Raw genomic sequence first — 19531 nt, 5'->3', positions numbered from 1 at the left:
TCACATCGCCGGCCGGGAACCCCCTCCGGGCGGCGGACGACTATGTCCTCATGCAGTGTCCCGCATTCCGCGAGGCGGCCTCCGCGCGGTTCGACGGCGAGCCGCCGACGATGCCGGCGGCCGAGCTCGACGCGCACCTGGCCGCGTGCCGCGCGTGCGCCGCCTGGGTGGCGGACGCGACCGCGGTGACCCGCCGTGCCCGGCTGGCCCCCGCGCCGCCCGTGCCCGACCTCACGGCCGCGGTGCTGGGCGCCCTACCGCCCCGGCTCCCCGGCGGAGCCGCGGCGGCCCGGGCCCGGCTGGCGACCTCGGTGCTGCGGCTGGCGCTGCTGGCGGTGGGCGCCGCTCAGGCGCTGCTCGCCTGGCCGGCGCTGGTCGACGGCACCGCCGCCATGAGCGCGCCGGTGCACATGGCCCACGAGACCGGGGCGTGGAACCTCGCGGCGGCCGCGGCCTTCGTCGCCGTGGCGGTGTCCCCGCGCCTGGCGGCGGGTGCGCTGCCGTTCCTCGGCACCTTCGTCGTCCTGCTCACGCTGCTCACCGCGCGCGACCTGGCCGCCGGGCACGTGCCCGCCGACCGCGCGGTGGCCCACCTCCTCCTCCTCGTCGGGGTCGCGCTCGTCGGGGCGACGGCGTGGCGCGGGCGCCGGCGCACCTCCCGGGTGGTCTCCGCCGAGCGGGTGCCGGCGTGAGCGGAGCCGCGACGGCCGCCTCCCGGCGGCGTCCGCTCGCGGTCCTGTTCCTGCTGCTGGCCGGCTGGCTGCTGGCCGGCGTCGTCACCGCGGGCCCGGCCGCCGCACACGCGGAGCTGGTCGGCACCGACCCCGGCGAGGGTGCCCGGCTCCAGGAGGCGCCGGACGAGATCACGCTCCAGTTCAGCGAGTCGGTGTCGGTGGGTGCGGGCTACGTCCGGCTCCTGCACTCGGACGGCACCGTCCACCAGACCGAGCTCTCGGCGGACGGCGACACCCTCACCCTCGTCCCGGACAGCCCCCTGCCCGACGACGCGGGATACCTCGTGACCTACCGGGTGATCTCCGCCGACTCGCACCCGATCGCCGGTGCCTTCTCCTTCACCGTGGGCGACGCCGATCTGGTGGCCGCCGACGTGGCCGGCACCGGGCACAGCGGTGACCCCGGGATCCGGGTCCTCCTGCCCACCGCCCGCTGGATCGGCTTCGCCGGTCTGGCCCTCGCCATCGGCGTCCCCGCCATGCTGGCGCTGTGCTGGCCGGCCGGCTGGGCCTCGGCCCTGCTGCGCCGGCTCACCACCGCGGGGCTGGCGGCCGTCGCCGCCGGCGCCGTCCTCACCTACCTCGCGCAGGGTCCCTACTCCGCCGGCAGCGGCCTGGGCTCGCTGGTCGACCCGTCCCTGCTGGCCGACACCGCCCGGTCCGAGCTGGGCGTCGCCCTGCTGGTCCGGCTGGCGCTGACCGCCGGCCTGGCGCTCCTGCTGCTCCGGTGGCTGCGCCACGGCGAGGAGCCCGTGCCCCAGGCCTTCGCGCTCGGCGGCGTGTTCGCGGCGGGGATGGTCGTCACCACCGCGGCGGTCGGCCACCCGGTCGCCGGGCCCTACCCGGCGATCGCGGTGGTCGCCGCCACCGCGCACGTCGCCGCCATGACGCTGTGGCTGGGCGGCCTGACCGCGCTTCTGGCCGGCGTCCTGCGGGACGGCGTGCCGGCGCGGGAGATGGCCGCGGCCCTGCCGCGCTTCTCCCGGCTGGCCGCGATCTCGGTGACGGTGCTGGTGGTCTCCGGCGTCGTCCAGGCGGTCCGGGAGGTGGGCTCGCCGTCGGCGCTGTTCTCCACCGACTACGGGCGCCTGCTGACGGCGAAGCTGGCCGTGGTGCTGCTGCTCCTGTCCGCCGCCGGGGTGTCGCGGGTGTGGGTGCAGCAGCGCCTCGGCGTCCGCCGGCCGCGGGCCCCCCGCCGCCGGGTGACCGCCCACGCCTTCGCCGCTCCCGCCGGCACGCCGCCGGAGGTGGTCAGTGCCGCGGCCGCCCGGGAGGAGGGCCTCGCCGAGGCGGCCGGTGCCGAGCGGGGCGTGCTGCGCCGGTCGGTCCTCGTCGAGGCCGGTCTCGGGGTCGTCGTCCTGGCGCTGTCGGCGGTCCTCGTCGGCACGGCGCCGGCCCGCGCGACGGTGGCCGAGCCGGTCGACGTGACGCTGCCGCTGCAGTCCTCGGCCGGGGAGAGCGGATCCGTGCAGATCTCCCTCGATCCGGCCCGCACCGGTGCCAACCTGCTGCACGTCTACCTCTTCGACGAGACCGGTCAGCTGATCCAGCCCGAGGACATCCGGGTCACCCTCACCGAGCCCGCCCAGGAGATCGGCCCGCTGGCCGTCGACCTGGAGCCGGCCGGCCCGGGTCACTACGTCGGCGACGACGTGGCGATCCCCTCGGCCGGCACCTGGACCCTAGCCGTCTCGGTCCGGCTCGACGAGTTCACCGCCACCACCGCCAGCACCGACTTCCCGGTCCGCTGAGCCCCCCGCCCCGGCCCGACAGGAGCACTGTGTCCCTCTCCCTGCCCCGTCCGCTCCTGCGCCTCGGCGCGGTCGCGGCCGCGGTCCTCGTCGCACTGGCGGCGTCCCTCGCCGTCGCCGGGAGCGCCTCGGCGCACGTGTCCGTCTCGTCCGCGGACGCCGCACCGGGGGGCTCCGGCAAGATCACCTTCCGGGTGCCCGACGAGAGCGACACGGCGAGCACCGTCTCGCTGCGGGTGCAGCTGCCGGCGGACACGCCGCTGTCGTTCGTCAGCACGCTGCCGGTCCCGGGGTGGACCGTCACGACCACGTCGTCGGACCTGCCGGCGCCAGTCGAGGTGGAGGGCGAGCAGGTCACCACGTACGTCTCCCAGATCGAGTGGCGGGCCGACGCCGGGAGCGGCATCGCGCCGGGCCAGTTCCAGGAGTTCTCGTTCTCCGGCGGCCCGCTCCCGGACACCGACGCGTTGGTGCTGCCCGCGGTGCAGACCTACGACGACGGCACCGAGTCGGCGTGGATCGAGCCCACCGTGGAGGGGCAGGAGGAGCCCGAACGCCCGGCACCGGTGCTGACGCTCACGTCTCCCGCGGGGGGCGCCGGCACCACGACGACGGCCGGCGACGACGAGGCCGGCCACGCCCACGGGGACGTGTCCGACAGCGGCGACGCCAGCGGCCTGGCCCTCTTCGTGGCGATCCTGGCCCTCTTCACCGGGGGAGCCGGTGTGGTCCTCGGCTACCGAGCCGGCCGACGTACCGTGGCCTCGTGACCGCCCCCCTCCGGAGCGTGCCCGCCCGCAGGCTGTCCGCCGCGCTGCTCGCCGCCGGCCTGCTGCTGGGCGCCTGCTCCTCCGCCGACGCCGACGCGGCCGCTCCCTCCTCGAGCGGGCACGACCACTCCGGCGGTGTCACGGTCGAGGGCCCGGACGACCGGTTCGCCGGGATCGACCTGCCCGACCCCTTCCAGCGCCCCTCGTTCACGCTCACCGACACCTCCGGGGCGGAGTACGACTTCGCCGACCGGACGGCGGGCCGGCCCACGCTGCTGTTCTTCGGCTACACGAGCTGCCCCGACATCTGCCCGACGACCATGCTCGACGTCGGGCTCGCCCTGGGCCGGCTGGACCCCGGGGTGGCCGAGCAGGTGCAGATGGTCTTCGTGACGACGGACCCCGCGACCGACACCCCCGACGTGCTCCGGGGGTACCTGGACCGCTTCGACGCCGACCTGCCGGTGCCCTTCGTCGGTCTCACCGGCGACCAGGGCGCGATCGACCGGGCCCAGCTCGCCGCCGGCGTCCCGCTGGCCGAGGAGCAGGGCCGGCTGCACTCCACGCTGCTGCTGCTGTACGGCGCCGACGACGAGGCGCAGGTCGCCTTCGACGGCGGGAACACGCCCGCGGACATCGCCGCGGACGTCGCCGCCATCGTGGGGTGACCGCGGTGCGCAGAGCAGCGGCCCGCTCGCTCGTGCTCCTGGCGGGGATCGTCGCGGTGCTCGCGCTCGCCGGGCCCGCCGGAGCGCACGTCGGCGGCGACGTCGCCGGCAGCGACTTCGACGGGCGCGTCACGTCGGTGACCCCCGAGGTGCCGGGCGTCACCGTCCGCGTCCTCCAGTTCGGCGACGAGTTCGAGGTCGTGAACACCACCGGCACCGAGGTCGCGGTGCCCGGCTACAGCGACGAGCCCTACCTGCGGATCGGCCCCGACGGCGTCTGGCGCAACAGCCGGAGCCCCGCCACCTACCTGAACCTGGACCGGTACGGCCGCGCCGACATCCCGGACTCCGTGGACGTCGACGCCGAGCCGGAGTGGGTGCAGGTCTCCACCGAGCCGCGGTACGTGTGGCACGACCACCGGACCCACTGGATGAGCGAGGGGCAGCTGCCTCCCGCGGTGGCCGCCGACCCGGACCGCGAGCACCTCGTGGCCGACTGGGTCGTGCCGATGACGCACGGCGGCACGACCGTGGAGGTGGCCGGCGAGCTGACCTGGGCCCCGCCGCCGTCGCCCTGGGTGGTCTGGCCGGCGCACCTGGCGGTGGTGGCCCTCGGCCTGGCCGCCGGCCTGCTCGCCCGCGACGCCCGCCCGCTCGGTGCGGCGATGCTGCTGGGGGGTGCCGCGGCGCTGCTGCACGCCCTCACGACCCCCGAGCCGCCGGCGTCCGTCGGCTCCTACGGCGGCGCACTCGCCTCGGCGCTGCTCCCGGCCCTCACCGCGGTCCTCGCCGCCGCGCTCGGCGCGTGGGCCGCCTGGCGTGGCCGGGGGGCGATGGCCGGGCTGTTCGCGGTCGTCCTGGGCTGGCTGCTGCTGGTGCAGGGCCTGCCCGACGTCGACGTGATGTGGAGCGCGCACCTCCTGGCCGCCGGTCCCGAGGGCCTGGCCCGCGTCGCGGTGGGGCTCCTGCTCGGCCTGGGAGCCGGGCTGGTGGGCGGCGGCATCGCCGCCGTGCGCCGCTTCCGCGACCCCAGCCCCCGGACGGCAGCGGACCCCCAGCCGGTCGGCTGAGGGTCCGCTGCGCAGGGCCGGGAACTAGGCGGTCTCGGCCACCCGGAGCCGGGCGCGGGCGGAGAACAGCTCGTTGGCCCGCTCCAGGTCGGCCTCGAAGTCGACCTCCACGGCGGAGAACCGGCTGATGTCCACCGGCTGGAAGCGCAGCCCCTCGGTGACGATCGCCGTCTCGATGCCGCGCTCGAAGTAGTCCTGGGCGTCGCACGCCTCGAGGTGCTCGACCAGCACCGCCTTGTCGGCCGCCGAGACGTAGTTGATCCCCACCGCCTCGCCCAGGCCGCCGGTCACCTTCTTGGACAGCTCGGCGATGCACCCGTCGGCGTCGAGGGTGTACTTGACCTCCTCGTCGGCGACGGTGGAGGTGTCGACGCAGACGAAGCTCTCGTCGTCCCGCAGGTGGGGGAGCGCGGCCTCGAGCACCTCCCGGTCGAACACGACGTCGCCGTTGAGCCACAGCACGCCGCCGTCCCGGGTGGCGCGCAGCGCGCGCAGCAGGCTCTTCGAGGTGTTGGTCCTCGCGTAGTCCGGGTTGTAGGTGAACCGGACGTCGGAGGCGGCCCGCATGATCCGCTTCGCCTTGAAGCCGACGACGACGGTGACGTCGACGCCCTCCCCGAAGACCTCCCGCAGGGTGTCGAGCTGGCGCTGCATGATGCTGCGGCCGTCGTGCAGCGGGGTCAGCGGCTTGGGGTGCGGGCGGCCCAGGCGGGTGCCCATGCCGGCGGCGAGGATCACGACCTGCACAGGGGCGGGTTCGGTCCGGCGTGAGTCGGTGGAGCGGGCGAGTTCCAGCAGACCGGTGGCCGGTCCGGCGTCGAGAGCGCTGTCAAGAATGCGCACTGTCGTCCCCTCCTCGGGTGTTCGCTGTTCCGGGGGACACCGTGTCCGCCGGGAAGATGACGTCGAGGACGCGCTCGGTGGCGTGGCCGTCCTCGAGGGAGCAGAAGGTCTCGCGGAACCGCGCGTAGCGGTCCGCGGTGCGCGCGGTCAGGGCGTCGAGGTCGGCGAGCGCCTCGACGAGCTCGGCGCTGGTCCGCAGCAGCGGCGTCGGCGCGACCTCGGCGAGGTCGAAGTAGAAGCCGCGGAGCTCGTCGGAGAAGTACTCCAGGTCGTAGGTCAGGAAGAGGATCGGCTTCCCGGTGACGGCGAAGTCGAACATCGTCGAGGAGTAGTCGGTGACCAGGACGTCGGCGGCCAGGTAGAGCTCGCTGATGTCGGGGTGCCCGCAGACGTCGCGGACGGGCGAGCCCTCGGCGATCTCCAGCCGGTCCATGACCATGTTGTGCAGCCGCAGCAGCAGCACGTGGTCCTCGCCGAGGCGGGCCGAGAAGTCCTCGAGGTCGACGGCGAACTCGAAGTCGCGCGGCCCGGTCTTGTTGAAGACCAGGTCGTCGCGCCAGGTCGGCGTGTAGAGGACGGCGGTCTGCCCGTCGCGCAGGCCGAGCTCGGCCCGCACCCGGGCGCGCACCTCGTCGCGCCCGGGGCTGCTCAGCACGTCGTTGCGCGGGTAGCCGGTCTCGTGCACCGGCCCCTCGAAGCCGAAGGCCTTGCGGAAGCGGGGCGTGCTGGCCGGGTTCGGCGACACCAGGTGGTCCCACCGCGCGATGTCGTGCTCCAGGTAGGCCAGCCGCCCCTCGGGCGCCCACAGGACGTCGTTGTGGATGCGCTTGAGCGGCGTGCCGTGCCAGGTCTGCAGGTACGTCGTCCCCGGCCGCTTCTCCCAGTCCAGGGGGATGTGGTCGTTGGAGACCACCAGGTCGGCCTGTTCCAGTGACGCGATCGACTCCGGACTGCCGAACTCGATCGTCGCGACGCCGGCGGGGAACGAGGCCTGGGTGTGCGGGGCCGACAGCCAGGTGTGGGTGGCGTCGACCCCGCGGCGGACCAGTTCCTCGTACAGCGCGCGGGGGCTGTCGGAGAAGTGGCCGCGGAAGGCCACGTAGACGATGTTCACCGGGTTCCTCCCGTGGATGCGCGGCGGACGAGGACGGGGAGCAGCAGGTCGGCCAGTTCCCGCCAGGACCCGACGACGGTCAGTGCCCCGGCCTCCCGCAGGGCGGCGGCCCGCTCCGCGCGCTCGGCCGGCTGGACGAAGAGCAGGTTGCCGACCGTGGGGCAGCCGGCCCGGACGGCCGAGAGGGTGCCGGCGACCGAGTCCTCGACCGCCAGGCCCGCGGCCGGGTCGATCCCCAGCTGTGCGCAGGCGTGCAGGTAGACGGCCGGGTCGGGCTTGCTGGTCGGCACCGGGAGGGAGTCCTCGGCGCTGAAGCGCACCTCCGCCGGCAGCACCCCGTCCAGGCCGGTCGCCCGGAAGCAGGCGTCGAGCCGGGCGAGGGCGCTGGAGCTCACCACGGCCGGGCGCAGGTACCCGGCGAGCTCGGTCACCGCCGCGGTCGTCTCCGCGTGCGGGCGCAGCACCTCGCCCAGGTACGCGGTGACCGCGCGCTTCTCCTCGGCGACCCACGGCTCGATGTCGGCGTCGGGCCGGCCGGCCTCGGCGGCCAGCCGCCGGGACGTGGTCCGGAAGTTCATCCCGGTCGTGGCCAGGCGCAGCTCCTCGGCGGCGTACCGCGTCGGTGACCCGAGCTCGGCGAGGAAGCGGTTCGTGACCTCCGCGGAGGCCACGAACGCGGGCTCCTCGCTGGGGAACAGGTTGCCGTCGGCGTCGCAGAGCAGCGCCCGCAGGCCGGCCACGACGTCGGCCGGCAGAGGAGAGGTGGCGGAGGCCGCGGTCATCGGGCGAGCACCCGCGACCGGCGGACGGCAGCGGCCACGGTCGGCCGGACGCCGTCGCGGACGAGGTCGCTCAGCGCCGTCGTCAGGTCGGCCACGAAGGTGGGCTCGTCGGCGAGGTCCCCGAAGACCGGGCGGACGGCCAGCACCGACCGGGGGTCGGTGCCGCCCGCGCGGGCGAGGAACTGCAGTTCCGCGCCGCGGTCGTCCTCGACGGCGTCGTGCAGCTGCAGGTACCGGATCCAGCCCGCCACGGCGAGCGTGAGGAGCGGAGCACGCCGGCCGGCCGTCAGCGACTGGCGCAGGGAGGGCAGCAGGTGGTGGGCCATCTTCGTCGAGCCGCGCCGGCACAGCCGCGGCAGGCGGTCGCCGATGGCCGGGTTCGCGAAGCGCTGCAGGAGCACGGCCTTGTACTCGTCGAGGTCGACGCCCGCGGGCCGGGGCAGCAGCGGGGTCACCTCGTCGTCCATCAGGCGGGCGGCGTAGGCGGAGAACACGCCGTCGCCCATGAGCTCGTCGATCTGCTCGTAGCCGGCCAGCGTGCCCAGGTAGCCGAGGGCGGAGTGGCTGGCGTTGAGCAGTCGCGTCTTCATCAGCTCGTACGGGGCGACGTCCGGGACGAACCGGACGCCGACGGCGTCCAGCGGCGGCCGGCCGTTGCAGAAGTCGTCCTCGATGAACCACTGGGAGAACGGCTCGGTGATCACCGGCCAGCGGTCGTCGACGCCGTAGCGGTCGGCCACGGCCGCGCGCTCCTCCACCGTGGTCTGCGGCGTGATCCGGTCGACCATGCTGCTGGGGAAGCTCACCCGGTCGGTGATCCACCGGGCGAGGACCTCGTCGCGCTGCCGGGCCAGGCCGACCACGGCGGCGCGCGTCGCGTCGCCGTTGCGGTGCATGTTGTCGCAGGAGACGACCGTGAACGGTGCCGTACCGGCGCGCCGGCGCCGGTCCAGCGCCTCGACGACGTAGCCGATGGCGGTCGACGGCCGGTGCGGCTCGGCCAGGTCGCCCAGCAGGGCGGGGCAGGCCAGGTCGAGGGCGCCGCTGTGCGGGTCGAGGGGGTAGCCGGCACCGGTGATCGTCATGGTCACCATGCGGGTGCGCGGGTCGGCGAGCCGGTCGAGCACCGCCTCGGGGGCGTCCGGGGCGAAGAGGTAGTCGACCATCACGCCGACGACGCGGGCGCGCTCGCCGTCCGGGCTGCGCTCGACGACGGTGTAGAGGTGGTCCTGCGGGGCCAGCGCCTCCTGCATGCCACGGTGCCGCAGGCCGACGCCGACCACGCCCCAGCCGGTCGAGATGCCGAGCTGGGCCAGGTCGTCGAAGTAGGTGAGCTGGTGGGAGCGGTGGAAGCCGCCGACGCTGAGGTGGACGACGGCCGGGGTGAGCTCGGCGCGGTCGTAGGTCGGGACGGTCAGCCGCTCACCGTGGAGCAGCAGGGTCGCGTCGGAGAGGGGTCGGACGGGGGCGACGGCCGGAGCGGTCGGGTGGGGCACGGTGCCGGCGTGGGCCGGCGGACCGGGAGAGAGCTCCGGCGTCGTCATACAGCGTCCCCGTTCTGTCACTTCTCGTCGTGCGATGACCTCCAGTTGGGTCCACCACTCGGTGTTCCCGCAGGCGGGTGCCCCGACGCCGTGGAGGCGCAGGGCGGATCAGCGGGATGCTGATCATCGGTTCCCGTCGGAGCTGCTGTCCACTCGGGGACGAGGAGCGACTCCTCGATCACCGGCGGGATCGGCGGCCCGACGTCTGCGTCGGACCGGCGCGATTGGCTCCACGCCGGGAAGGCGTCCGTGCCCATCCCCTCGGGAAGTCAAACTCCTGAGCGGTCGGAGGAGTTCCGTTGGGCACGCGACGTGACCGGACCGAGACTCGTGGGACGTGTGGGACATCACCCTCCGCGTGTCCCCCCGGACACGCCGCGCGGGGGGTCACGAACCGGTCACACGGTGTTTGTATCGGCGGGCCAGCGATCCGGGCCCCCGGGCTCTTCCCCACGGAGCAGGCAGGTACATGCGCCGCAGCACCCACGGCACCCGCGACATCGCGGAGGGCCCCAGCACCGGGTCGCATCGCGCCATCGGCGCGCCCGGTGGCGTGCGGGGACGGCGGCCGGCGGCGCTGCTGGCCGCGCTGATCGCGGGCGGGATGGCGGCGGCGTTCCTGGGGCTGCAGAACGCGCCGGAGGCGGCGGCGGACCCGACGAGCGTCCTGGCGGCGCAGCAGGAGCTGGGCATCGCCGACGAGGCGACCGAGATCATGCCGATGGCCTCCATCACCGAGGCTGAGGCCCAGCAGCGGCTGCAGGAGGTCACGGCCACCCGGGCCGCCCGCGCCGAGGCCGAGGCCGCTGCCGCCGAGGCGGCCGCGGAGGCGGCCCGCCCGAAGGCCGTCCTCCCGGTCGCCGGCGCCCGCTACACCAGCTGCTTCTGCTCCCGTTGGGGCACCTTCCACTACGGCATCGACCTGGCGGCGCCGATGCGCACGCCGGAGTACGCCGCCGCCGACGGCGTGGTGCTGCGGGCCGGCGCGGCCAGTGGCTTCGGCCTGGCCGTCTACATCCTCCACGAGAACGGCGACGTCACCGTCTACGGCCACATGGACTCGATCCTGGTCGAGGTGGGCGACTACGTCGACGCCGGCGACACGATCGCGCTGCTCGGCAACCGTGGGCAGTCGACCGGCCCGCACCTGCACTTCGAGGTGCACCAGGGCGGCATGGACGGCCGCCGGATCGACCCCGTCCCGTGGCTCGCGGCGCGCGGCGTCGAGGTCGGCTGACCGGCTCTGCTGGGATGGCGCCGTGGGCAGCGCCGCGGAGGACACCAACCGGTGGATGCTGCGCGCCCGTGACGCGATGGACCGGGCCTACGCCGAGCCGCTGGACATCCCGACCCTCGCCGGGATCGCGCACGTCTCCGAGGCGCACTTCATCCGGACCTTCCGCTCGGTCTTCGGCGAGACCCCGCACCGGTACCTGCAGCGCCGCCGCGTCGAGCGGGCGATGTTCCTGCTGCGCTCCACCGACCGCTCCGTGACCGACATCTGCACGGCGGTCGGGTTCAGCAGCCTGGGCACCTTCAGCCGGGTCTTCCGCGACGTGGTGGGCGAGCCGCCGAGCGTGCACCGCCGCCGCGGCCCGCTGCCCCTCGCGCCGTCCTGCTTCGCGATGGCGTGGCTGCGACCGAGCAGTTTCGGAGAAGCGCCGCAGGCCTGAGCGCCCCTAGCGTCCTGGACATGCTGAAGGCGCTGACCATCACCCAGATCTACGTCCCCGACCAGGATGCCGCGCTCGACTTCTACGTCGGCAAGCTCGGCTTCGAGGTCACCAACGACATGGCGTTCGGCCCCATGCGGTGGCTGACCATCGCCCTGCCCGGCCAGCCCGACCGGCAGATCCTGCTCGAGAAGCCCGGTCCGCCGTCCATGAGCGACGAGACCGCCGCCCAGGTGCGCGAGCTGGTGAGCAAGGGCGCGGCGGGCGGCCACCTGTTCTTCCAGTGCGAGGACGCGCACAAGACCCACGCCGAGCTCAAGGAGAAGGGCGTGGAGATCACCGAGGAGCCGGTCGACCAGCCGTACGGCATCGACTTCGGCCTGCGCGACCCGTTCGGCAACCACCTGCGCATCGCCCAGATGACGCAGGGCTGACCGCCCGGCGCGCCCCACCCCCTCCGCGTCGGCGCGCGGCGGGGGATGTACAGTTCTGGACGGCTCAGGGGCACTCGACCGGGGCCGGAACGGGGCTGTGGCGCAGCTGGTAGCGCACCACACTGGCAGTGTGGGGGTCAGGGGTTCGAGTCCCCTCAGCTCCACCCGTTCGCACTCAGGGCGTCCTCCTCCGGAGGGCGCCCTGAGTCGTTCCCGGCGGCGCTCGATCGCTGATCGTGTCAGGTTGCGACACGATCAGGAGCGACCTACCGTCGACCGGTGCCCGATCAGCGGCCGGTCACCGACGGCGACGTGGAACGGATCCGCGCCGCGATGGCGGGCGTCAGCGCCGCCCAGGAGCGGCTGGAGCAGGCGGTGGCCGAGGCGCTGCTCAACGGCGCATCGGTGCGCTCGGTGGCGGCGCTGGGGTTCTCCGCCAACACGGTGCAGAAGTACGGCCGTGCGCACGGCTGGCCGACCGCGGTGAACCGGAGCCGGTTCTACGAGTCGCTCGACGCGCGCGACGAGCGGGCGCGCGAGGCCGTGCGGGGCGGCCCCGCCAGCCGCTTGCTGGACTGACGGAGCCTGACCGCGGAGGCTGCAGTTGTGAACGCCAGCGGCTCAGGACGACGCTACGGACGATGCCGCCGGCCCGCTCCGAACGTGTCATCGGCTCACCCGTTCGCCGACTCCGGCGTCCCCTCCGGTGGCGCGCGGTGGTCGCCTCGGGGAAGGTGGACCTGCGGGTGAGAGCAGCCCGGCTGCACCGCCGCGCATCGCCGTGGCCTGCACGTCTGGAGTCCGGTGACCCTCGCCGAGCAGTTGCGCGACGCGCTGACCGAGTCGGCGGCCGAGCTGTCCGCCCCCGAATTGCTCCCCACCCGCCTGGCCCGCGCGGCCGCGCGGGTGCTGCCCGTCGACGGCGCGGGCATCAGCCTCTTCTTCGCCCACGACCGGCGGCTGCCCCTGGGCGCCAGTGATCCGGTCGCCGGGGAGGTCGAGCGGCTGCAGTTCACGATCGGCGAGGGGCCGTGCCTGGCCGCGCACGCCGAGGGGCGACCGGTCGTGGCCGACAAGGGCTCCATCGCGACCCGCTGGCCGGCCTTCTACGACGCGCTGGTCGCCCGCACGCCCGTCCGGGGCTCCATCTCGCTGCCCCTGGGCGGCGGACTGGGGGGCATCGGCGCGCTGGACCTCTACATCGTCCCGCCCCGGGGTGTCGGGGACCTCGGCCTGCAGGACGCGCTGGCGGTCGCCGACGAGGTGGCGGCCACTCTCGAGGCGCAGTCCCGGGCGACCCAGCGGTCCGGGGACGCCCCGGCATGGGTCGACGCCCCGGCCACCGAACGGCGGGCGATCGTCTGGCAGGCCATGGGCTACCTCAACGCGGGGCTCCGGATGGACAGCGAGGACGCGCTGGCGGTCCTCCGGGCGTACGCCTACGCCGAGGGCGGGGACCTCGACGACGTGGCCCTCGAGGTGGTCGAGGGCCGGCTCCCGCTGGAGCGCCTGGCGCTGGAGAGCGACACGCCCCAGTAGGCCGCCGGCTGCCGGGTGGTCAGCCGAGGTCGATCTGCCCGGTCTGCACGAGGCGCTCGGCCACCTCGCGGACCTTTTTGTTCGTGGTCATCGAGACGCGGGCCAGCACCTGGAAGGCCAGGTCGGGGAGAGCGTGAAGCGCTCCATGAGCATGCCCTTGGCCTGGTCGATGGTGGCCCGTGACTCCAGCGCCGACTGCAGGTTCTCCGCCATGTCGCGGGCGTTCTGGTAGTCGAGCATGTTGGCGGCGGCGACGCCGGCGTAGGGCGCCAGCCGCGCGGCCACCGCCGTGCTCATGTCGTCGAACGCGTCGGCTTCGCGCGCGTAGATGTTCAGCGCGCCCCGCACCCCCTCGTTGATCGGCAGGGGCACCGACAGCGAGGCCAGGGCGCCGTAATCCGCGGCCGAGCGCATGTAGTCCGGCCACCGCGTCTCGACGCGCGTGTCGGGCACCCAGGTCAGCTCGCCCGTCGCGGCGGCGTGCAGGCACGGGCCGTACCCGTGCCCGTACTGGCTCTCGTCGCAGTTTATGGCCAGCTGTCCGCTGTAGGCCAGCGTGCTGGGCCGGTCGTCGACGAGCAGGGAGACCGAGGCCTCGGGGCGGCCCGGCATCACCTGCCGGGTGACGTCGGCGACCTTCTGCAGCAGCGACGACACGGAGCTGTCGCGCAGGGTGACCCGGGCGAGCTCGTCCAGCGCCTGGACGATCACTGCGGGTGGGTCCTCGGTCCTCGGGTCCATGGCGCCGCCTCGGTGTGGTGACCGGGGCGTACGCACCCGCGGCCGCCGGCATCCCGGGGATCGGGGCCGGTGCTGGGGTGCGCCGCGTCATGACGCACGGGGCGCGCAGCTGCACGCGCCCACCCGCACGCTAACCCTCCCCGGTTCCGAGAGCGACCGGTGCGACCGCGCGGGTCGCCGGAGCGGGCCTGGCACGCTGTGCAGCCGTGACGTCGCAACCCGGGATCTTCGCGCTGGGCACCCCCGAGCACTGCTACCTGGAGCTGGACCTCGCGCCCGGGACGGCGCCCGATGCGCTCGTGCGCGCGGTCGTCGGGGTGAGCGGCCCGCTCTCCACCGTCGGCGGGGTCAACCTCGTGGTGGCGTTCCGCCCGGAGCTCTGGGAGCAGGTGGCGCCGGGGGACGGTCCGCCCGACGCGGCCGGGTTCGCCGAGCCGATCACCGGACCCGGCGGGTTCACCATGCCCGCGACCCAGCACGACGCGTGGGTCTGGGTGGCCGGCGGCAACCGCTCCGCCGTCTTCGACAACGCCCGCCAGGTGATCGACGCCGTCCGCGACGTCGCGGACGTCGCCGGTGAGGTGACCGGGTGGCTGTACTCGCACTCGCGCGACCTCACCGGCTTCGTCGACGGCACCGAGAACCCGTCCCTGCTGGAGGCACCGGGGGTCGCGACCGTGCCGTCGGGGCCCGGCGCCGGGTCCTCGGTCCTGCTGTTCCAGGTCTGGCGGCACGAGACGCGGGGCTGGGAGACGCTCGGCGTCCGCGGCCAGGAGCGGGCGATGGGCCGGACCAAGGCCGACGACGTCGAGTTCTCCGACGAGGAGAAGCCGGCCAGCGCGCACATCGCCCGCACGAACATCGAGGTGGACGGCGAGGAACGGAAGATCTTCCGCCGCAACGTCGCCTACGGCGGGGTCACCGACCACGGGACGGCGTTCGTGGGTTTCGCGCAGGACCGCTGGCGGATGCACGAGATGCTGCGGCGCATGGCCGGCGCGACCGACGGGATCCGCGACGCGCTGACCCACTGGACCACGCCGCTGTCCGGCGCGTACTACACCGTCCCGACGGTGGAGTCCCTCGCCCGTTTCGCGCCGGAGGACGACGACTGAGCGGCCGGCGCCCCCGCCCGCCGGAGCGCCGCACCCGCCGTCAGGGCGTCGGACTACCGTGACGGCCATGTCACTGGTCTTCCACTGGGGCGGCCCCCGCCACGGCGAGGTGGACGACGTGGCGCCCGACCAGCTGGCGTCGTCGGTGCTCGTCTACGACGGCCCGCACTGGTTCGGCGTCTACGAGCGGTTCCAGCCGGTCCAGGTCCGGGACACCCCGAGCGGACCGGCCGAGGTCTGGGTCGTCCGCGAGTAGCCGACGGCGGCTCCCGCTGGGGTGATCCTTGCCACAGCGGCGCCCCTCCGACAGCATCCGGTGGGCCGGACGGCGCGCGAGCGCCGCACAACGGCCGGGCGCTGCGGAGAGGGGTCTCGTGACCGAGGTGGGGGCTCGCGCCGTCGGCGCCAGCGTGCGGCGGGTCGAGGACCCGCGGATCCTGACCGGGCGGGGCCGCTACCTCGACGACGTCGTGCTGCCCGGGATGCTGCACGCGGCGTTCCTCCGCAGCTACGCGCCGCACGGGCGGCTGCTGTCGGTGGACGTCGCCGAGGCCCTGGAGCTCCCCGGGGTGGTGGCGGTCTACACCGGCGCGGACATGCAGCGCCTCACCGAGCCGGGGAAGCCCGGGGTGATCGCGGGCATGGACCAGATGCCCGGCATGGCGCTGCCGGCGTCCTACGGCCTCGCCGTCGACAAGGTGCGGCACGTCGGCGACCCGATCGCCCTGGTGGTCGCCGAGAGCCGGTACCTCGCCGAGGACGCGCTCGAGCTCATCGAGGTGGACATCGAGCCGCTGGAGGCCGTCGTCAGCTACGCCGACGCGCTCGACCCGGCCAAGCCGCCGCTGTTCGAGGAGGTCGGCTCGAACCTCGCCTTCCAGATGGAGCTGCCCCTGGGTGACGTCGACGGGGCCTTCGCCCGCGCCGACCGGGTGCTGACCGCGACCATCTCGGTGCACCGGCACCACCCGAACCCGATGGAGACCCGCGGGATCGTGGCGAGCTGGGACTCTGCGGCGCAGAAGCTGACCCTGCACGCCAGTACCCAGTCCCCGCACATGCTGCGGCTGCTGCTGCCCCCGCAGATCGGCGTCCCGATGGAGCAGATCCGGGTGCTGGCCGCCGACGTCGGCGGCGGCTTCGGCCTGAAGAACAGCGTCTTCCGGGAGGACGTCGCCGTCGCGGCCGCGGCCAAGGACCTGGGTCGCCCGGTCAAGTGGGTGGAGGACCGGCTCGAGCACCTCGCGACCGGCGGCCACGCCCGTGAGGAGAAGGCCGACGTCGAACTGGCGGTGACCGACGACGGACGGATCATCGGCGCCCGCCTGGACCTGGTGCTGAACGTCGGCGCCTACCTCGCCGACCCGTTCCCCGGCTCCACGATGGCGATGGCGGCCGTCATGTTCTTCCAGGGACCGATGAAGCTCGAGGCACTGGGGGCCAAGGCCACCAGCGTCTTCAGCAACAAGGCCACCTACGTCAGCTACCGCGGCCCGTGGGCGACCGGCGACTTCCTGCGCGAGCGGTCGCTGGACATCGTGGCCCGCGAACTGGGCCTGGACCCCGTCGAGGTGCGGCGCCGCAACTACGTCGTCCGCGACGAGTCCCCGCTGGCCATGCTGACCGGCACGCCCTACCTCGGCGTCACCACCCGGGAGTGCCTGGAGGAGGCCGTCCGCCTGCTCGACGTCCCGGCCTTCCGGGAACGGCAGGAGGCCGCGCGGGCCGAGGGCAGATACCTCGGCCTGGGCCTGGCCGCCTACCTCGAGGGTGCGCCGCCGCCGAAGACCAACGGCGAGCGGCAGGCCGACATCGTCGGCGACGAGACGACCTACCTGGCCGTCGACGAGCGTGGCCGGGTGGTCATCACCACCCGGCAGCAGCCGCACGGCCAGGGCCACCAGACCACACTCGCGCAGGTCGCCGCGGACGAGCTCGGCGTGCGCTTCACCGACATCGACGTCCTGTGGGGCGACACCGACATCACGCCGGTCGCGCTCATCGGCACCGGCGGCAGCCGGGCGGCGACGATGGCCAACGGCAGCGTGCTGCACGGTTCCCGGGCGCTGAAGGCCAAGGTGCTGGCCCTGGCCGCCGAACTGCTGGAGGCCGACGCCGGCGACCTGGAGCTGGCCGACAGCACCGTCTCGGTCCGCGGGACCCCGGGCATCGCGCTCCCCCTGGCCGAGCTGGCACGGATCGTCGCGACCGAGCCGGAGCGGCTGCCCGACGGCGTGGACGCCGACCTGCGGATCACGGAGGTGTTCGACGGAGGGGAGGGCGGCTGGTCCGGCGGCGTGCACGCCTGCGTCGTGGAGGTCGACGTCGAGACCGGGCTGGTGGCCTTCGAGCGCTACGTCGTCGTCGAGGACTGCGGCCTGCCGGTCAACCCGGCCATCGTCGAGGGGCAGATCCGCGGCGGGGTGGCCCAGGCCGTCGGCGCGGTGCTGCTGGAACACGCCGCCTACGACGAGGACGGCCAGTTCGTCGCCGCCTCGTTCCTGGACTACCTGATGCCCACCAGCACCCTGGTGCCCGACATTGAGGTGCACCACGTGCAGACCGTGCTCAACGACCCCGACGTCAACTTCCGGGGCGTGGGGGAGGGCGGCATGATCGTGGCCCCCGCGGCGATCACCTCCGCGATCGAGGACGCACTCGCGCCCTTCGGCGCGCAGGTGCGCGAACAGCACCTGCCACCCTCGCGGATCCTCGAGCTGGTCGGGACGGTGCCGGTCCGATGAAACCCGCACCGTTCGCCTACGCCGCCCCCACGACCGAGGACGAGGTCCTCGACCTGCTCGCCGAGCACGGCGACGAGGGCAAGGTCATCGCCGGCGGCCAGAGCCTGCTGCCGATGCTCTCCATGCGGCTGGCCCGGCCCAGCGTCCTGATCGACCTCAACGGCGTGGCCGGCCTCGCCGGCATCACGGAGTTCGACGGTGGCGTGGCCTTCGGCGCGACCACCCGGGAACGGGCCGCGGAGCGGTCGGCGCTCGTCGGCGACCGGCTCCCGGTCCTGGCCGAGGCGCTGCCGCTGATCGGGCACGAGGCCATCCGCAACCGCGGCACCATCGGCGGCAGCATCGCCCATGCCGACGCCTCGGCGGAGCTGCCCGCGGTGGCCGCCGTGACCGACGCCCAGCTGGTGCTCCGCTCCCGCGCGGGCGGCGAGCGCGTGCTGTCGGCGGCCGAGTTCTTCCAGGGGCACTACACGACCGCGCTGGCCGACGACGAGCTGCTCACCGAGGTGCGCATACCGGGCTCGCCGCCCGGCGCCGGCTGGGCGTTCACCGAGGTCGCGCGGCGGCACGGCGACTTCGCGCTGGTGGGGGTCGCCGCGATGGTCGTGCTCGACGACGCGGGCTCCGTCGAGGCCGCCCGGCTGTGCCTCATGGGCGTCGCCGACGTGCCGCTGCGCCTGCCCGCGGTCGAGGCGTCGCTCGCCGGTCAGCCCGTCTCGGCGGACACCGTCGCGGCCGCGGCCACCGACGCCGTCGCCGGCCTGGAACTCGCCTCCGACGTCCACGGCAGCGGCGACTTCCGCCGCCACCTCGCCGAGGTGACCGTCCGCCGTGCCCTCACCACCGCCGCCGACCGGGCAGGAGCCCCCGCGTGACCAGTCCCCTCACGAGTACCGATATCTCCCTGCGGGTCAACGGCGAGGAGCGCTCGGCGACGGCCGACGTCCGCACCACGCTCGCCGACTTCCTCCGGGAGGGCCTCGGGCTGACCGGGACGCACCTGGGGTGCGAGCACGGCGTGTGCGGCGCGTGCACGGTGCTGCTGGACGGCGCGGCGGTGCGGTCGTGCCTGCTGCTCGCCGTGCAGGCGCGGGGCGCGGAGGTCACGACCGTCGAGGGGCTCGCCGAGGGCGACCGGCTGCACCCGGTCCAGCAGGCGTTCCACGACAGCCACGCGTTCCAGTGCGGCTTCTGCACGCCGGGCTTCGTGATGACCACCGTCGCGCTGCTGGCGGAGGAGCCCACGCCCAGCCGGGAGCGGATCCGCGAGTGCCTCAGCGGCAACGTCTGCCGGTGCACGGGCTACCAGAGCATCGTGGACGGCGTGGCGCTGGCCGCCTCCCGCGACGCCGGCTGACCCCGGCCGGACGCCCGGCCCGGGGAGATCGGGGCTCCGCGGCGGGAAGATGTCCGCCATGCCGCAGTTGTTCACCGTGGGCCGGTTCGCCGATGAGACCTCCCGCCGCCGGACGGCGCTGACCGCGCAGGTGCTGCAGTGGGCCCTCGACGCCGAGCTGTCCGATCCGATCCGGTGCGTCGACGACCTGCTGCGCGCGTCGGAGCCCGACCTCCCGCGGCTGCGGCGCGCGGAGGCGACCTTCGGGACCGGCACCGCCGCACGGCTGACCGTGACCGTCCGCGTGCCGTTCGACGGCGACGGGCGGTTCTTCGCCAGCCGCCCCGGCCGCGCACCCGACGCCGATCCGCCGGTGGGGGACTGGGGCCGCCGGGCCGACGGCGGTCCGGTGCTGCGGCTGCCGGAGAACTTCGCCCCCGACGTCGATGCCGGCACCGTGCGTATCTGGGCCGGCCGGGCGGTGGACGCCGTCGAGCAGCACCTCACGGCCCTGCGGGTGGAGGCCGCGGAGCAGTCCGCACGGCTGTCGGCCGACCTCGTCGACCTGGCGCGCCGGCGTGCCGCGGACCTCGCGCGGCGGCAGGTGCTGCAGGAGGAGCTCGGCGTCGGCATCTGACCGGGGGTCGGACGTTGTCCCGGTGCTGTGACCGGT

The 19531-nt window shown here is 74.6% G+C and carries 21 protein-coding genes and 1 tRNA gene; 17 read left to right on the top strand and 5 right to left on the bottom strand.

Features of this window, described 5'->3' with window-relative positions; translation table 11 throughout:
- Nucleotides 1-50 precede the first annotated feature (50 nt).
- From N555_RS0110900 to N555_RS0110880, 5 genes are read left to right on the top strand one after another with little or no spacing between them, the layout of a single operon-like run.
- Nucleotides 51-692, top strand: coding sequence for a zf-HC2 domain-containing protein (locus tag N555_RS0110900; protein WP_029431519.1), 642 nt, complete (start codon nucleotides 51-53; stop codon nucleotides 690-692).
- Entirely contained in the window at nucleotides 689-2485 is a 1797-nt protein-coding gene (locus N555_RS0110895; protein ID WP_081866164.1) for a copper resistance CopC/CopD family protein, read from the top strand. Before N555_RS0110900 ends, N555_RS0110895 begins: the two co-directional genes overlap by 4 nt.
- Before the next feature lie 29 nt (nucleotides 2486-2514).
- On the top strand, nucleotides 2515-3255 hold the full coding sequence (locus N555_RS0110890; RefSeq protein ID WP_029431517.1) for a YcnI family copper-binding membrane protein: 741 nt from the start codon (nucleotides 2515-2517) through the stop codon (nucleotides 3253-3255).
- Entirely contained in the window at nucleotides 3252-3923 is a 672-nt protein-coding gene (locus N555_RS0110885) for an SCO family protein (RefSeq protein ID WP_231502697.1), read from the top strand. The genes N555_RS0110890 and N555_RS0110885 overlap by 4 nt, the downstream gene beginning before the upstream one ends.
- Nucleotides 3924-3928: 5 nt before the next feature.
- On the top strand, nucleotides 3929-4993 hold the full coding sequence (locus N555_RS0110880; protein ID WP_051684003.1) for a hypothetical protein: 1065 nt from the start codon (nucleotides 3929-3931) through the stop codon (nucleotides 4991-4993).
- A gap of 24 nt (nucleotides 4994-5017) precedes the next feature.
- Here N555_RS0110880 and N555_RS0110875 read toward each other — a convergent pair whose 3' ends face one another.
- Genes N555_RS0110875 through N555_RS0110860 form a run of 4 tightly spaced genes read right to left on the bottom strand, consistent with a single transcriptional unit; the run spans nucleotide 5018 to nucleotide 9276 of the window.
- The gene (locus tag N555_RS0110875; RefSeq protein WP_231502696.1) at nucleotides 5018-5836 is read right to left on the bottom strand and encodes a phosphocholine cytidylyltransferase family protein; all 819 of its coding nucleotides are present in this window, start codon (nucleotides 5834-5836) and stop codon (nucleotides 5018-5020) included.
- Nucleotides 5823-6950 (bottom strand): CDP-glycerol--glycerophosphate glycerophosphotransferase, encoded by a 1128-nt coding sequence (locus tag N555_RS0110870; RefSeq protein ID WP_029431513.1) that lies wholly within the window; start codon nucleotides 6948-6950, stop codon nucleotides 5823-5825. Before N555_RS0110870 ends, N555_RS0110875 begins: the two co-directional genes overlap by 14 nt.
- Nucleotides 6947-7732, bottom strand: a complete 786-nt coding sequence (locus N555_RS0110865; RefSeq protein WP_051683945.1) for an HAD family hydrolase — start codon at nucleotides 7730-7732, stop codon at nucleotides 6947-6949. The genes N555_RS0110870 and N555_RS0110865 overlap by 4 nt, the downstream gene beginning before the upstream one ends.
- Nucleotides 7729-9276, bottom strand: coding sequence for a mannitol dehydrogenase family protein (locus N555_RS0110860; protein WP_081866132.1), 1548 nt, complete (start codon nucleotides 9274-9276; stop codon nucleotides 7729-7731). The genes N555_RS0110865 and N555_RS0110860 overlap by 4 nt, the downstream gene beginning before the upstream one ends.
- Before the next feature lie 469 nt (nucleotides 9277-9745).
- On the opposite strand from N555_RS0110860, the gene N555_RS0110855 reads away from it, so the two are divergent.
- The 6 genes from N555_RS0110855 to N555_RS0110830 all read left to right on the top strand — a co-directional run bounded on the left by N555_RS0110855 (nucleotide 9746) and on the right by N555_RS0110830 (nucleotide 12922).
- Nucleotides 9746-10513: a M23 family metallopeptidase gene (locus N555_RS0110855; protein ID WP_081866131.1), complete on the top strand. Its 768-nt coding sequence runs from the start codon at nucleotides 9746-9748 to the stop codon at nucleotides 10511-10513.
- Between the two features lie 22 nt (nucleotides 10514-10535).
- Complete coding sequence (locus N555_RS0110850) at nucleotides 10536-10949, top strand: helix-turn-helix domain-containing protein (protein WP_156036316.1); 414 nt, start codon at nucleotides 10536-10538, stop codon at nucleotides 10947-10949.
- Nucleotides 10950-10969: 20 nt separating this feature from the next.
- Complete coding sequence (locus N555_RS0110845) at nucleotides 10970-11383, top strand: VOC family protein (RefSeq protein ID WP_029431508.1); 414 nt, start codon at nucleotides 10970-10972, stop codon at nucleotides 11381-11383.
- A 91-nt stretch (nucleotides 11384-11474) separates the two neighbouring features.
- Nucleotides 11475-11547: transfer RNA gene (locus N555_RS0110840), tRNA-Ala, on the top strand.
- Nucleotides 11548-11662: 115 nt separating this feature from the next.
- Entirely contained in the window at nucleotides 11663-11962 is a 300-nt protein-coding gene (locus N555_RS25865) for a hypothetical protein (protein ID WP_034509774.1), read from the top strand.
- 225 nt (nucleotides 11963-12187) lie between these two features.
- Nucleotides 12188-12922: a hypothetical protein gene (locus N555_RS0110830; RefSeq protein WP_029431507.1), complete on the top strand. Its 735-nt coding sequence runs from the start codon at nucleotides 12188-12190 to the stop codon at nucleotides 12920-12922.
- Nucleotides 12923-13009: 87 nt separating this feature from the next.
- On the opposite strand, the gene N555_RS25860 is transcribed toward N555_RS0110830, so the two are convergent.
- Nucleotides 13010-13663: a GAF domain-containing protein gene (locus N555_RS25860; protein WP_231502695.1), complete on the bottom strand. Its 654-nt coding sequence runs from the start codon at nucleotides 13661-13663 to the stop codon at nucleotides 13010-13012.
- 206 nt (nucleotides 13664-13869) lie between these two features.
- Here N555_RS25860 and N555_RS0110820 point away from each other — a divergent pair, with 206 nt between their 5' ends.
- The 6 genes from N555_RS0110820 to N555_RS0110795 all read left to right on the top strand — a co-directional run bounded on the left by N555_RS0110820 (nucleotide 13870) and on the right by N555_RS0110795 (nucleotide 19495).
- Nucleotides 13870-14778, top strand: a complete 909-nt coding sequence (locus N555_RS0110820; protein ID WP_029431506.1) for a Dyp-type peroxidase — start codon at nucleotides 13870-13872, stop codon at nucleotides 14776-14778.
- A 67-nt stretch (nucleotides 14779-14845) separates the two neighbouring features.
- Nucleotides 14846-15034, top strand: a complete 189-nt coding sequence (locus tag N555_RS0110815) for a hypothetical protein (protein WP_156036315.1) — start codon at nucleotides 14846-14848, stop codon at nucleotides 15032-15034.
- Nucleotides 15035-15152: 118 nt separating this feature from the next.
- The gene (locus N555_RS0110810) at nucleotides 15153-17522 is read left to right on the top strand and encodes a xanthine dehydrogenase family protein molybdopterin-binding subunit (RefSeq protein ID WP_029431504.1); all 2370 of its coding nucleotides are present in this window, start codon (nucleotides 15153-15155) and stop codon (nucleotides 17520-17522) included.
- A complete protein-coding gene (locus tag N555_RS0110805) occupies nucleotides 17519-18397 on the top strand; it encodes an FAD binding domain-containing protein (RefSeq protein ID WP_029431503.1) in 879 nt (292 codons plus the stop codon). The genes N555_RS0110810 and N555_RS0110805 overlap by 4 nt, the downstream gene beginning before the upstream one ends.
- The gene (locus N555_RS0110800) at nucleotides 18394-18879 is read left to right on the top strand and encodes a (2Fe-2S)-binding protein (RefSeq protein ID WP_029431502.1); all 486 of its coding nucleotides are present in this window, start codon (nucleotides 18394-18396) and stop codon (nucleotides 18877-18879) included. The genes N555_RS0110805 and N555_RS0110800 overlap by 4 nt, the downstream gene beginning before the upstream one ends.
- 58 nt (nucleotides 18880-18937) lie before the next feature.
- Nucleotides 18938-19495, top strand: a complete 558-nt coding sequence (locus N555_RS0110795; protein WP_156036314.1) for a hypothetical protein — start codon at nucleotides 18938-18940, stop codon at nucleotides 19493-19495.
- Nucleotides 19496-19531: the final 36 nt, after the last annotated feature.

It is taken from the genome of Blastococcus sp. URHD0036 (assembly GCF_000701365.1).
GTDB lineage: Bacteria > Actinomycetota > Actinomycetes > Mycobacteriales > Geodermatophilaceae > Trujillonella.
Note: the sequence above shows the minus strand (reverse complement) of the source record. Positions and strands in the feature narration are given on the sequence as shown.

Bases quoted from the DNA above. Each gene is read 5' to 3' on its own strand.
- N555_RS0110855 (WP_081866131.1), top strand. From the start codon at position 9,746: ATGCGCCGCAGCACCCACGGCACCCGCGACATCGCGGAGGGCCCCAGC.
- N555_RS0110860 (WP_081866132.1), bottom strand. From the start codon at position 9,276: ATGACGACGCCGGAGCTCTCTCCCGGTCCGCCGGCCCACGCCGGCACC.
- N555_RS0110815 (WP_156036315.1), top strand. From the start codon at position 14,846: ATGTCACTGGTCTTCCACTGGGGCGGCCCCCGCCACGGCGAGGTGGAC.
- N555_RS0110900 (WP_029431519.1), top strand. From the start codon at position 51: ATGCAGTGTCCCGCATTCCGCGAGGCGGCCTCCGCGCGGTTCGACGGC.
- N555_RS25860 (WP_231502695.1), bottom strand. From the start codon at position 13,663: ATGGACCCGAGGACCGAGGACCCACCCGCAGTGATCGTCCAGGCGCTG.
- N555_RS0110865 (WP_051683945.1), bottom strand. From the start codon at position 7,732: ATGACCGCGGCCTCCGCCACCTCTCCTCTGCCGGCCGACGTCGTGGCC.
- N555_RS0110845 (WP_029431508.1), top strand. From the start codon at position 10,970: ATGCTGAAGGCGCTGACCATCACCCAGATCTACGTCCCCGACCAGGAT.
- N555_RS0110795 (WP_156036314.1), top strand. From the start codon at position 18,938: ATGCCGCAGTTGTTCACCGTGGGCCGGTTCGCCGATGAGACCTCCCGC.
- N555_RS0110805 (WP_029431503.1), top strand. From the start codon at position 17,519: ATGAAACCCGCACCGTTCGCCTACGCCGCCCCCACGACCGAGGACGAG.